At 54.5% G+C, this 13,633-nt stretch carries 12 protein-coding genes; 7 read left to right on the forward strand and 5 right to left on the reverse strand.

The features are described 5' to 3' along the window. Positions 1-25: 25 nt before the first annotated feature. Positions 26-262, reverse strand: coding sequence for a DUF378 domain-containing protein (locus VQ830_RS04595; RefSeq protein WP_337266891.1), 237 nt, complete (start codon positions 260-262; stop codon positions 26-28). A 155-nt stretch (positions 263-417) separates the two neighbouring features. Beyond that, positions 418-1,056: a TetR/AcrR family transcriptional regulator gene (locus tag VQ830_RS04600; RefSeq protein WP_337266892.1), complete on the reverse strand. Its 639-nt coding sequence runs from the start codon at positions 1,054-1,056 to the stop codon at positions 418-420. Positions 1,057-1,148: 92 nt separating this feature from the next. On the opposite strand from VQ830_RS04600, the gene VQ830_RS04605 reads away from it, so the two are divergent. From VQ830_RS04605 to VQ830_RS04630, 6 genes are all read left to right on the forward strand, one after another. Then, a complete protein-coding gene (locus VQ830_RS04605) occupies positions 1,149-2,228 on the forward strand; it encodes an efflux RND transporter periplasmic adaptor subunit (RefSeq protein WP_337266893.1) in 1,080 nt (359 codons plus the stop codon). After that, entirely contained in the window at positions 2,225-3,307 is a 1,083-nt protein-coding gene (locus tag VQ830_RS04610; RefSeq protein ID WP_337266894.1) for an efflux RND transporter periplasmic adaptor subunit, read from the forward strand. The genes VQ830_RS04605 and VQ830_RS04610 overlap by 4 nt, the downstream gene beginning before the upstream one ends. Further along, the gene (locus tag VQ830_RS04615; RefSeq protein ID WP_337266895.1) at positions 3,304-6,366 is read left to right on the forward strand and encodes an efflux RND transporter permease subunit; all 3,063 of its coding nucleotides are present in this window, start codon (positions 3,304-3,306) and stop codon (positions 6,364-6,366) included. Before VQ830_RS04610 ends, VQ830_RS04615 begins: the two co-directional genes overlap by 4 nt. 200 nt (positions 6,367-6,566) lie before the next feature. Beyond that, entirely contained in the window at positions 6,567-7,667 is a 1,101-nt protein-coding gene (locus VQ830_RS04620) for an alpha/beta hydrolase (protein WP_337266896.1), read from the forward strand. 2 nt (positions 7,668-7,669) lie between these two features. Further along, positions 7,670-8,674, forward strand: coding sequence for an Lnb N-terminal periplasmic domain-containing protein (locus VQ830_RS04625; protein ID WP_337266897.1), 1,005 nt, complete (start codon positions 7,670-7,672; stop codon positions 8,672-8,674). 117 nt (positions 8,675-8,791) lie between these two features. Beyond that, the gene (locus VQ830_RS04630) at positions 8,792-9,313 is read left to right on the forward strand and encodes a DUF4334 domain-containing protein (protein WP_337266898.1); all 522 of its coding nucleotides are present in this window, start codon (positions 8,792-8,794) and stop codon (positions 9,311-9,313) included. Between the two features lie 36 nt (positions 9,314-9,349). On the opposite strand, the gene VQ830_RS04635 is transcribed toward VQ830_RS04630, so the two are convergent. After that, positions 9,350-11,131 (reverse strand): EAL domain-containing protein, encoded by a 1,782-nt coding sequence (locus tag VQ830_RS04635; RefSeq protein ID WP_337266899.1) that lies wholly within the window; start codon positions 11,129-11,131, stop codon positions 9,350-9,352. Positions 11,132-11,645: 514 nt separating this feature from the next. On the opposite strand from VQ830_RS04635, the gene VQ830_RS04640 reads away from it, so the two are divergent. Then, complete coding sequence (locus VQ830_RS04640) at positions 11,646-12,611, forward strand: magnesium and cobalt transport protein CorA (protein ID WP_337266900.1); 966 nt, start codon at positions 11,646-11,648, stop codon at positions 12,609-12,611. A gap of 125 nt (positions 12,612-12,736) precedes the next feature. Here the strand turns inward: VQ830_RS04640 and VQ830_RS04645 are convergent, their stop codons facing one another. Further along, positions 12,737-13,147 (reverse strand): hypothetical protein, encoded by a 411-nt coding sequence (locus VQ830_RS04645; RefSeq protein WP_337266901.1) that lies wholly within the window; start codon positions 13,145-13,147, stop codon positions 12,737-12,739. A 254-nt stretch (positions 13,148-13,401) separates the two neighbouring features. Further along, positions 13,402-13,593, reverse strand: a complete 192-nt coding sequence (locus VQ830_RS04650) for a hypothetical protein (protein ID WP_337266902.1) — start codon at positions 13,591-13,593, stop codon at positions 13,402-13,404. Positions 13,594-13,633: the final 40 nt, after the last annotated feature.

Consider the following 13,633-nt stretch of genomic DNA (forward strand, 5'->3'; position numbering starts at 1 on the left):
AGGCATGCGCGCTAGATCTCCGATATCAGTGGCGAGGGGTATTGGCTTCCGCAGCCGTTTCACCAATCGATATAGCCCTTGCAAAGGGCATCAACTGCCAGAGTGCCGACAGCCCAACGAGAATGTAGACAATACGGGACAGAACGCTGTCCTGACCGCCGAATATCGTGGCCACAAGATCAGTGTCAGCGATACCGACGAGAAGCCAGTTGATGCCGCCAACGATCACCAGCAGCAAAGTCATTAGATTAAGCGCGCGCATGAGTTCTCCTTTTGATTGCAAGGAGCGAACCGAGACAGCAACCACATGTTCCCGGACACGGCGCGTAATCTGCGGTGAGTGGGAACTACGAAAACGGACGCAGGCGGCGTCAGCGGTTGTCATTCAATCATGGAATGCGGCGAAGACCAGAAAGCCTAGGTCGCGTCCCGATGGGACGTGAGCGAGTGAATGACGAGGTCCACATGAGCTTGCGAGAACTCTTTGATGTCCAAGTGCTGCCGGCCCTGGAAAACCGTCCTCCAGAAACACATCATCATAGCCGGTCCGCCGACAACCTCTGCCATCTTCGTTGAAGGACCTGCCCGAAACTCACCGCTTGCGACACCTTGATCAATGATGGCCTGCAATCGGTCAACCATTGGCTGCACGAACATTTTATGATGGCGGTCAGCCATGTCTGGGAACCGTGGGCCTTCCGAGACAAGGAAACGAAAGAGCTGACTTGCATGCTGGTCATCGATAACCCGGTCATAGAGTAATTGAATCAAGCTTCCAAGCTTTTCCGAACAGGTGCCTGTCAGTTTGTCGATCTCCGGGATCAGTGAAACGAAAGACACCGATATGTCCTGCATCACCGCTTCGAACAGATCCTCTTTGGTGGGATAGTAGACATAGACGGTTCCTTTTGTGACGCCGACTTTGGCGGCAATATCTTCAACGCGTGTCGCCAGAAAGCCATTGTTGGAAAATGCTTCGAAAGCTGCATCAAGGATCTGCCGTGGCCTCATCGCTTTCTGTTCGGCGCGCGTGATTTTTTTTTGAGGTTTTGCCATGCCCGAATACTCCAGATACCAAGCGGCACTATATATTGACTGACCCGTTAGTCAATGATATCGAATTTGATGCTCGCCACAAGGGATCGCGCATGCACTATTTTCGTTATGGCTTAATCCTTATGGGTTGCGCCCTCATATTGGCCTCCTGTCAAAAACAGGAAGCCGCCGAAGGCAAAAAACCCACAAATGTTATTGCAGTTAAGGTCGATGAGAAGCCGCAAACGAAAGCGGCTATGGTGACGGGCGATGTTCGCGCCCGCATCCAGTCGGAATTGTCATTTCGTGTCAGTGGTAGAATAGTCGAGCGATTCGTTGACGTCGGATCACGAGTGAAGGCCGGCGATCTCCTCGCTCGGCTCGATGCCGAGGAGCAACTGGCTGAGGTTGCTGTCGAGCAGGCCAATCTGGAAGCTGCCAAGGCACAGGAAACGCAGGCACAACTTGCCCTCCAGCGCCAGGAAAGTCTCTTTCAAACACAAGTGACGACGAGAGCCGCGCTGGATGAGGCGAGGCAAAATCTAACAACGGCCCATGGAACCGTTGTATCGGCGCAAGCACAGTATGATACGGCCAAGGATGCCCTTTCCTATACAGAACTGCGTGCGGATGCAGACGGCATCATCACGGCGCGCAATGCAGAGGCTGGACAAGTCGCACAAGCGGCAACATCCGTATTCTCGCTAGCCCATGACGGTCCGCGCGATGCCGTCTTTGATGTATTCGAGGCGCTATATCTCGGTCAGAAGCCCGAGGGCAATGTGACCGTTGCGCTGATATCTGATCCAACGCGCAAGGTGCTTGGACATATATGGGAAATCTCCCCCACCATCGACACGACAAAAGGAACCATCAAGGTTAAAGTGGCACTGGACGAGAAGAGCGACTTGCCGCTTGGAGCGCCTGTCGTCGGTACGTTCCAGTCACATGCGATGCCGCGCATGCAGGTGCCCTGGTCAGCTTTGACCTCCTTGGCTGGCCGTCCGGCCGTTTGGGTGCTGGATTCGGCATCTTCAACGGTCGCCGCCAAACCAATCGAGATAGCGAGTTACCAAACGGACAGCGTGCTGGTGCAATCCGGCCTCAACAAGGGAGACCTCGTGGTGTCCGATGGGCTAAAGTTTTTACATGAAGGCCAGAAGGTGACGTACCAGGAGGCGCACGAGAAATGATGCTGCGCAATCCTCTTCTCATTCTCGGTTTTTCCGCGTTTTTACTGACTGCTTGCGACAGCAAGGAGCAGGAAAAACCACCGGTTGTACGGCCGGTTCTGAGCGTCATTGCAAAGAATGATGCAAACATTTCCCTGACGGCGGCAGGTACGATCGAACCTCAATTTACGACCGAACTCGGTTTCAAGGTGCTTGGCAGGGTCATCGCCCGCAATGTTAATGTCGGCGATCAGGTCAAAAAGGGCGAAGTCGTTGCTGCGATTGATTCCCTTTCTCTTGAACTTGCAGTCAAAAGTGCCGAGGCAGACGTGTCGAACGCGCTTGCCCAACAAGCCAACGCCGCGTCGACAGAACAACGTCAACGCAGCCTTGCTCAGTCTCGCTCGGGCACAGAGGCTGCTGTCGAGCAGGCTGAGGAAGCGCTGAAGACGGCCAATGCCAATGTTGCCAAAGCACAGGCAAATCTAAAGAAGGCTCGCGAGGAACTTGACGACGCGCAGCTTCACGCAGAGTTCGACGGCGTGGTCACTGCCACCAACGCGGAAGTGGGACAGATCGTGTCCGCCGGACAAAGCGTCGTCACGATTGCCCGCCCGGATGTACGCGAAGCGGTTGTCGATATTCCCGAGGGAATCATTGGACAGCTTACAACCGGTGCCGCGTTCCAGGTTTCCTTGCAGCTTGATCCGAAGATCACCACCAAGGCCGTTGTCAGGGAAATCGCCCCCGTCGCTGATTCAACGACGCGCACAAAGCGGGTAAAAATGACCCTTGCGGATCCGCCCGATGCGTTCCGGCTGGGCTCTGTCGTTACGGCGACCACTAAGGCAAAGGGCGACCCCGCAATTACTCTGCCGGCAAGTGCGCTGCTTCAGAAAGACGGAACCTTCGTCTGGATCGTCGATGAGCAGGCGGGAAAGGTGACTCGTCGCCAAGTTCGTGTGCTCTCCCCTGCCCCCGATGCAACAACGATCAAGGTCCTGGAAGGAGTGAAAGATGGCGAGCGGGTCGTCGTCGCGGGAGTCAACCAGTTAACCGATGGGCAATCGATCCGTATCGACGAGAGGAACAGCCTGTGAAGACTTTTAACCTTTCGGACTGGGCGCTCTCTCACCGATCGCTCGTCTGGTATTTCATGATCGTCTTTATCATTGCGGGTATATTTTCTTATATCGGCCTCGGCCGGGAAGAAGATCCGGCCTTCACCATTAAAACGATGCTGATCCAGGCACAGTGGCCGGGCGCTTCCGCAGAGGAAGTGACAAAGCAGGTCACTGACCGGATCGAGAAGAAACTCGAGGAACTCGACTCCCTGGATTACACGAGAAGTGTCACCGTCGCGGGCCAAACAACGATCTTCGTTGAACTGCTTCCCACGACAAAAGCAAAAGACGTGAAACCGACCTGGATGCGGATCCGCAATTTGATGGCCGACATTCAGGGCGATTTTCCATCTGGCGTCGTCGGCCCCTTCTTCAACGATGACTTTGGCGATGTATACGGCAACATCTATGCCTTCACCGGTGATGGACTGACACAACGCCAGATGCGCGACCTCGTCGAGAGTGCGCGCTCGAAAATCCTGACGGTCCGCAATATCGGCAAAGTCGATATTATCGGTGCGCAGGATGAAGCGATCTATCTCGAGTTTTCCACACGCAAGCTCTCAGCCCTCGGCCTTGATCGGCAAACCGTCATCAATACGCTACAGAGCCAAAACGCCGTCACGCAATCGGGTTTCATCGAAGCGGGGCCGGAGCGCATTGCGGTGCGGGTTGGCGGATCGTTCACGTCGGAGGAAAGCCTGCGGGCAATCAATCTTCGCGTCAACGATCGCTTCTTCCCACTCAGCGATATCGCGACGATCCGGCGTGGCTATGTCGACCCCCCGACATCGCTTTTCCGAGTCAATGGCCAACCTGCCATCGCTCTTTCAATCGGCATGAAAAGCGGCGCAAACCTTGTTGAATTCGGCAAGGCGCTTGAAAAGGAAATAGAACAGGTGCAGGCGGAAATGCCTGTCGGCGTCGACATTCACAAGGTCTCCGACCAGCCTGCGGTGGTCGATGAAGCGGTGTCCGGATTTACCCGGGCGCTGTTTGAAGCCATCGCAATTGTCTTGGCCATCAGTTTCATCAGCCTTGGAATGCGTGCCGGTCTGGTTGTTGCCGTCTCCATCCCGCTTGTTCTGGCGATAACCTTCTTGGTCATGGCCTATCTTGGCATTTCGCTACAGCGAATTTCGCTCGGCGCTTTGATCATCGCGCTCGGTCTTCTGGTCGACGATGCGATGATTGCCGTTGAGATGATGGTGGCTCGACTGGAGGTTGGCGACAGCCTGCATAAAGCCGCCACCTATGTCTATACGTCGACGGCCTTCCCAATGCTCACAGGCACCCTCGTCACGGTCGCCGGCTTCATTCCAATTGGTTTGAACAACAGTGCAGCCGGTGAATTTACCTTCACACTATTCGTCGTGATCGCAGTGTCACTGCTGACGTCCTGGATTGTCGCGGTGCTGTTTACGCCACTGCTTGGCGTGACCCTGCTGCCGAAATCGATGAAGAAGCATGAGGATCACAAGGGGCGTTTCGCCAGGCTCTTCGAGGGTGCTCTGAAACTCGCGATGCGCTGGCGATGGGTCACGATTGTTCTTACCGTGCTCGCGTTTGGCCTTTCCGTCATGGGCATGGGCTTGGTTCAACAGCAGTTCTTCCCGAACTCGGACCGACCGGAACTCATCGTTGACTGGAATTTGCCGCACAACAGTTCGATCACCGAAACAAACCGGCAGATGGCAAAGTTCGAGAATGAAGCGCTGAAGGGCAACCAGGACATCGACCACTGGACGACCTATGTCGGTCAGGGCGCACCCCGCTTCATCCTGTCTTTCGATGTCCAGACGCCGGATGCCAGCTTCGGCCAGACGGTAATCGTGACCAAAGGGCTTGACGTCCGAGACAAGGTCCGAGCGCAACTCCAGGATTACCTGACAAAGACCTTCCCGGGCACCGACGCCTACGTCAAGCTACTGGATATTGGCCCGCCTGTCGGTAAACCGGTTCAGTATCGTGTCAGCGGACCGGATATTCAAAAGCTCAGACAATATGCTCAGCAGGTCTCGGGTATCGTTGGAGGGCACCCGCTCCTCTCCAACATGATCCTCGACTGGAACGAGCCGTCCCGCGTCGTCAAGGTCGATGTTCTGCAGGACAAGGCAAGGCAGCTCGGCATCTCCTCTCAGGATATTGCGACCGCTCTGAACAGCGTCGTTCAAGGCGCAAGCATTACCCAGGTGCGTGACGACATCTATCTCATCGATGTTATAGCCCGAGCCCAGCCTTCGGAACGCGGCAGCATAGAGACGTTCCAGAACCTTCCCCTTACCGGGGGCAATGGTCAGACTGTTCCGCTCTCCGCCGTTGCAAGCCTTCGTTACGAGCTTGAGCCTGCAATGATCTGGCGCCGATCAAGGGTTCCGACTATCACCGTGAAGGCGGCCGTCCTTGGTCCGACGCAACCGGCAACGATCGTCAACGAACTCCAGCCGCAAATTGACGCTTTCGCCAAGACGCTTCCCGCCGGTTATGCCATCACCGTCGGCGGCGCTGTCGAGGAAAGTGGCAAGGCACAGGGTCCGATTGCCGCCGTGGCTCCGCTCATGCTGTTCATCATGGCGACGATCCTGATGATCCAGTTGCAAAGCTTCAGCCGCTTGTTCTTGGTCTTTGCGGTTGCGCCGCTTGCGTTGATCGGCGTGGTGAGCGCCCTATTGCTCAGCAACGCACCGATGGGCTTTGTCGCTATTCTCGGCATCCTCGCCCTGATCGGAATTCTTATCCGCAATTCGGTCATCCTTGTTGTGCAGATCGAGCATCTTCGGCAGGAAGGAGTGCCGCCCTGGCGGGCCGTTATCGAAGCAACGGAACATCGAATGCGTCCCATCATGCTCACCGCAGCTGCAGCGACTCTCGCGCTTATTCCGATATCGCGCGAAGTTTTCTGGGGACCCATGGCCTACGCGATGATGGGCGGGATTGTGATGGGAACGGTTCTCACACTGCTGTTCCTCCCAGCACTCTATGTCGCATGGTTTAGGATACCGGCAGAAAAGCAGGCAGAACCGATAGAAGCGTGATCGAACGATCAGGTTCAACGCATAGTCGATAGAGAACGCAGAATACGCCAAGACATCCATGGCGTATTCACGCAAAAGCAAGACGATATTAATGCCCGCAATGGGCGAGCTGATTTTTCATCCGATTTGGTAGCGCGGCGATCCGCGGCCATAATGAGACAATATCGATGACATCATCCCTGTCGGCAATCAGATGCCTCATGTTTGTACTCCTTGCAGCACTTGCGGGATGTGCAGCTCGCCCTGGTCCGGATGTTTTGAAGGTTAGCGCGACAACCCAACCGGTTCCCGGCGCAAGGACCGTCAAGGTTTACGTCGCGACGACGCGCGAACGGAAGGCGCCCGGCGAGAATATCTTCACCAATGGCCGCTCGTTCAATATCAACTATGCCGAGTTCACGATTTCAGTGCCGCCAGGACATAAGGCCGGAAATATCGAATGGCCCTCGGGCAAACCTGATCCCAGACGTGATTTTGTCACGATTGAACAAAGAGCTCTCGACCGGACCTCTTTCGAACGCGAGATTGAACGTTCCAAATCGCCGCGAAAGCCCGACGTTGGCGTGTTCGTCCACGGCTTCAACAACAACTTTCAGGAATCTCTTTATCGCCTGGTCCAGATCAGTGCCGATGCGGGCAATAAAGACGTTCCAATCCTTTTTGCCTGGCCATCGCAAGCAAGCATCACTGGTTATGTTGCCGACAAGGATTCGGTGACTTTTTCGCGCGATAGCCTCGTCGATACACTGACCATGCTCGGAAAAAACCCGAAGATCGGCAAGATCGACGTTCTCGGTCACAGCATGGGCACATGGCTGACGGTGGAGGCTGTGCGCCAATTACGATTGACGAAGCAAGACGCCGTCATTCATCGTTTGAACGTCATACTCGCCGCACCCGACATCGATGTTGATGTGTTCCGCGAACAGCTTGCCGTCATCGGCCCGCTTTCGCCGCCCATGACGTTGCTTGTCTCGAAAGACGACAAGGCGCTGGCGGTTTCCAGCTTCATATCGCAGGATCATCAGCGGCTCGGAACGATCGATGTTAGCGATCCAGAGGTCCAGGCCGCTGCGAAGAAGGCCGACGTTCAGATCATCGATATCTCCGAACTTTCTGCGGCGGATGGCTTCAACCACGATCGCTATGCGCGCCTGGCAGCCATGTATCCCCAATTGGCGGAGAAGGACAAAAACGGCTCAGGCAATATCCGCAAGGCGGGCGCCTTTATATTCAATTCAGTTGGGGCAACCCTTGCCAGTCCTTTCACCTTGGCAGGCAAAGTCGTTTCGGGCGAATAGCAATGATCGACGCCTACGCCACAATTGATCTGTCTCGCAAGCTCATCAGCTTCGCTGCCTGGATTCTGAGAATGGCGGCCACACTAGTGGGCGCCTGGACGGCATTGGCGCTGTGGTTCCAGTTTCCGAAGCCGTTATCGCTCGTCCTCATCGGGATTGCCTTGCTGATTACAGCTTTCGTGGTGCGTATGGCGGGGCGTGGTCCGATCCGCGCCTGGCTCGTCTTTTCCATCTGCCTTGTCATCGTTGTAAGCTGGTGGGGCAGCATTACCCCATCACAGCATAAAATCTGGGCAATTGAGGACGCTAAGGGGGTAACGGCCGATTTCAGCCCTGATGGCGACATCCAGATTCACAACATCAGAAATTTCGACTGGTTTACTCAGCGCAATTTCAAGCCCGACTGGGAAACAAAAACCTTTCGTCTGGACCAGCTGAAAGCTGTCGATCTTGTCTCGTCAAGCTGGGGTATGCGCGCTATCGCGCATACGATGATAAGTTTTGAATTTGCCGATGGACGTCACTTGGTATTTTCTCCTGAAGTGCGTCGAGAGAAAAGCGAAGCCTTTTCGGAATTTGGCGGTTTCTTCAAACAGTTCGAGCTCGTTCTTCTCGCCGGCGAAGAGAACGATATCTTGCGGTTGAGAACCAATATTCGAGGAGAGACAGTGTCTCTTTTCCGATTGAAGCTGTCTCACGATCAAATGCGCGATCTTTTCATGTCCTATCTGCGGCTGGGCAATAAGCTCTCTTATGACCCGGAATTCTATAAGCCGCTGACCACGAACTGGACCGCAACGATTTTCAAGCTTGTGGAAATGACCTCACCCGGGACGGCTCTAGACTGGCGTGTTTTTCTACCCGGATATTTTCCCGATTATCTTTACGACCATCATATGCTCGCATCAGATCTTCCCCTTGCGGAGTTGAAGAGTGCGGCTGACATCACTGACCGAGCACAAGCGGCACCCGCCGCAGACTACTCCGAAAGCATAAGGAGCCCCTGATAAGACCACAGCCAGCGTAGATACCGAGGTCGCATTCGAGAACAGCAGGAACGCATCGACCATAGAGGCGTTTGGATCATCATCTGCAGTTTACAGTATGAAAACCGGATATCAGACTTGCCTGAAAACCCTCTGCAAACCAGCAATCCCGCCAATCTGTTTCAATCGCTTGCCGCGTTGGAGTTAAGCGATCTTGTCGGACTTTGGCGCGGATCTCATGTCCCGAGCGGCCATCCGCTGGATGGCGTGCTGGAGAATTTGGGTTGGTTCGGAAAACGGTTTCATCCAAACCTTCGGGCCGATGCGCTCTTGTTTCGTACCGGCCCTGCGCGCCTAATTCCCATTGATCCTCGCTTCATACCGCTTCCCTTGGCTTTGCGGTTGACTAGTTTCGGACGTTCGCGAGTTGCACGAAACTGGTTTCCCTATGTTCAGAAGATGCTCCGCGCCAAAGGTCCGACGGCAACGCTACAACTTCTTGATCTGGAGAACACACCGACTGTTGCAATGGTCTACGACCATCAGCCTGTGACAGACTACTTCAGGCGGATAGACGACCGGACCATCCTTGGAATGATGTGCCTCAAAGGTGATGCAAAGCGCTTTTTCTTTACTCTGACCAAAGTTGCCGAGACCTGATGTCGATACCGTCCGATCGAATGCCAGCGTTGAACGTCAGGCAACCCTAGCATTATGACGACGACCGGCTGCAAGAGCGATGAAATCTTCCGCGCTGACAGCCCTGGAATAGAGGTAGCCTTGGGCGAAATGACAGCCAAGTGTTGCAAGTGACGTAGCCTGAACCTGCGTCTCCACCCCCTCGGCTACCACTTCCATTCCTATTTTTTCCGCAATCGAAACCAGGCCTTCGATAATCGCCCTCGCACCTGCATCGCGCTCCATGAGACGCGTGAATGATTTGTCGATTTTGATGATATCGACGCGCATAGCAAGGAGATGGGCCAAAGCGGCATAGCCGGTGCCGAAGTCGTCCATGGCGATTTGGAACCCAGACTCGCGAAGGGAAACCATAGCGGCACGAATATATTCGCCTCGCTGCTCGAGATAGACGGATTCGGTGACCTCGACGATTATAGAATGCGGTGCGAGACCGGCAGCATCGGCGAAGTGCAAAAGCTGCTCGCGAAGATTGCCTGTCTGGAAATCCGCAGATGTCACGTTGAGCGCGACGTGGCCCATAAAAAGTCCTGCGCTGCGCCAGTTCATCACGTCAACGCCGATTTTCCTTAGCATCCGGCTCGTAATCTCGGATGCCACATGCACGTCATGGGTTGCTTCGAAGAATTCTGCGGCCTGCATCACGACGCCATCCGGGCGACGAATCCGGCAAAGAGCTTCAACGCCGGCAATCTCGCCCGTCTCGAGGTCGATAACCGGCTGGTAGAAGGGAACAAGCCGATCCTCCGCGAGAGCCGACGTGACCTCTTTGATCGCAGCAAAGCGGCGCGTGATTGACGTCGTTGTGGTCTCGTTGAAGATTTCGAAACGGCCCCTCGCCGTTTCCTTGGCATGGTAAAGTGCAATGTCCGCCCGGTGCCTTGCCGTTTCCATTTCAAGGCCGGCGGGGCATAGGGATGCACCGATGGTGGCGAGCGGCACCACGCTGTGACCGTTGCACGAGGTTGGTGGTTTTAAAACATTGAGGCACTCTGCACCCAGAGTGGCAAGATCCGCTTCATTGGCCGCGTCGCAGATGATGGCAAATTCATCGCCACCGACCCTGAACACGTGATCGCACATTTTCTTGAGACGGTTTGCAACTTCGATGATGAGGTCATCACCCGCCCTGTGCCCAAACGTGTCATTGACGAACTTCAAATTGTCGACATCGAGCAACATCAGCCCGAGGTTTTGCCGAGCCGACTGGCGGACGTGCAAATCGAAAGCAGCTCGATTTGGAAGACCGGTCATGGAGTCATTATAGGCAAGCCGGTGACGCTCCAAGACTCTCTGATGCCGTTCAATAGCGATCGTGCAAAGATGGGCGGAGGCTGCGACGAGTTTCTCCTCCGTCTCGCTCGGTCCGCGTGCTGTACGGTAATAGAAGACGAATGTGCCAAGAACCCGGCCGTCTGCGCCAATGATAGGACTTGACCAGCAAGCCATGAATCCCAGCGCTTTCGCGAGCGCCTTGTAGGGCGCGCATCTCGGATCTCTCAGCATGTCAATGATTGCAACCGGCATCTTCCAGAACGCCGCGCTTCCGCAAGAGCCAACTTCTGGACCGATCGGGAGTCTATCCACAGCATCGCTGTATTCAGCCGGGAGGCTAGGTCCAGCAATATGACGCAGCACATCGTCTTCGACAACAAGAATGCCACAAGTTATCGAGGGAAGAACCTCTTCAATAAAGCGGCATAGAGTGTTCAACGTCGCGTCCAGACTTTCACCAGACGCAATCATCTCCAGGATTCGGTTCTGCAGCTTCAAAAACATGAAGTTGTCCTCCGAAGTACTTGGTAACCCATCTATCCTTGCAAAGTTATTTACGAGTTACCTAAAATAAAGTTTGCTAAAGCATTTATATTTTCAAATCGTCTGGTCCCGCAGCAGTCTCAGCGCTCGTGAGCAGCAGAACCAAGCGTCGCGACATCTAATTGCTCGGTGTTCGACAGGAGGTTCGCAAAGCCTAATGAAACCTCTTTAACCAAGTCTGGGTGTATGCCATGCGCCACCTCCACAAGCACGATCCGTTTCGCCCGCTTGTGACCACTATCCGAATGCGTTGAACCGAAATGCAGGTCTTCTGAATGACCATGCCCTGATCAGTCCGTCTTCGGCATCAAGGTTGCCATCGCGCCCTGAACTCGAGAAGCCACCTTCCCTTTTCCTTTGTCGCTATCGCCTTACCGCTGGAGTGGAAGATGCTTTTCTCGGCCTGAACTGCACGGGCGGGAACGAGAGGCCGATACAGGCCGTTTAGGAGGGCTGTAACATTGAAAGTTTCGTCATGAGCACGATTGCTGCTTATCTTTACCGGGATGGAAAAAGAGCAGAAACATTTGATTTAGAAGACAACAAGTTACCAGATGCTCGAAATGAATTTGTATGGATCGGCCTGCACGATCCAAGCGAAGAAGATCTTCTTTCCCTCCAGAAAACGTTTCGTCTACATTCCTTGGCCGTTGAAGATGCAGCCTCCCCGCATCAAATGCCGAAGATAGACATTTATGATGACCAGCTTTTCATCATCGCTAAAACGGCAACCCTGGAAGGCGATATCATCAATTACGGCGAGACGGCTGTGTTCGTCGGGCCGCACCATGTCATCACAGTTCGCCATGGCTCCGATCGCGGCTATGCGGAGCTTCGCAAGCAATTGGAAGCCGCGCCCCAGGTCCTAAAGAACGGCAGCGACTATGTGCTGCACGGAATTTTGGACTTTGTCGTCGACGGATACCTGCCGATCATTCAGAAGATCGAGGATCGAGTTTTGGGGATGGAGCAGGACATGCTCGATACATTCCTCGAGCGTTCGCAGATAAAAAGGCTTTTCCGTCTCCGGCGGCAAGTGATCCGCTTCCAGCGTATTTTAGGCCCAATGACAGAAGTATGCGGCAAACTCGTGCACTTGGACCTGCCCTGCGTCGATGCCGAAGCAAAGAAATACTTCAAGGACGTCTATGACCATGTCGTGCGGGTCGAAACGATGACCAGCGGACTGAAGGACATCATCATATCGGTGTTCGAAGCAAGCAATCTTCTAGAGCAGCAGAGGCAGGGAACGATCACGAGGCAGTTGGCCGCCTGGGCCGCAATCGCGGCGGTCCCTACTGCGATTGCAGGCATTTACGGCATGAACTTCGAAAACATGCCTGAACTCAAGACCCAGTATGGGTACTACGTCGTGCTTGCAGTCATTCTTAGTCTCTGCGGCATCCTGTTCATCCGCTTCAAGAAATCCGGCTGGCTCTAGTCTGTCAATGCAAACACATGCAGAAGCGAAACTCCGATCTTTAAAGACACAGTAGGATTTCCAAAGCTAAAGCCGAGGTCTGGGCGCATTTGAAGCCCAGCCTCGATTTCCGAACACACGGCGCGTTAGCGGCGGCGCGGCCCACGCGGAAGCAAAAGCGGCAAGAGCAGGGTAAAGATTGGCACGCCCCTCAACATGCGAGCGACAAGGAACGTCCCTGCCATCGCGCCAGAGAGCTTAAGCCACGGATGGTTGCCCAGCTGCTCATGTGCGCTGGTGTCAAGCCATTCGGCATGCGCCTTCCCGGCTCGACGGGTCTGTTCCTTTATGAGAGTCATCCGGGCGCGAAGATGCTGTAGTTCCTCACGAAGCTTAGCAAGCTCCACCATTTTTTCTGCGCTCTCATCACCAGATGCTGGCTTCTTGAGCAAATCATCTCGAAGAGCCTGCCGCTCCAGATCAGCAAGGTGTCGTTGAACATCACTGCTTGTGTCAACGCTTTCGCCGATCGTGTTCGTCGTCCTGATCTCTGTCATGATCATCCTTCTTTCGATTTCCTGCCATTGGACTTAAGACCGTCGATCGCATCGATCAGTCGCTGAGCATGAAACGCAATGGCACGAAAAAAGATGCATTCTGCGTCTTCGTCGCAGGAAGCGGCACCATTCCACCTTTTCCTGAGGGAACTCATCGGACAACCGCTCGTTGAGGTGATGAAAAGAAGGAACCCGTTATGTCTCGATATCTGGAAACCAACAAAGATGCCATCTCTCCGCCCGCTTCGCCGAAGCTAAACGTGCTCCAACCAACCCATGCCACCAAGCGTGTCGCTTGGTCCATCTTTAGCGTCCTTATTGCCGTCGCTGTAGCCGGAACGATCGGCTACAGAATTATGGGCTAGCTGGGATATTCCGTCTGCTGGAATAAGAGCCCGAAAATCAAGAGCGTTTTCGGGCTTCAAGCCTTTAATGCGAACTGGCATGGAGCTCTTCACGGGCTGCTCCGAGCTTCAGCCGATTAGG

Source organism: Oryzifoliimicrobium ureilyticum (genome assembly GCF_037199735.1).
Lineage (GTDB): Bacteria > Pseudomonadota > Alphaproteobacteria > Rhizobiales > Rhizobiaceae > Rhizobium > Rhizobium ureilyticus.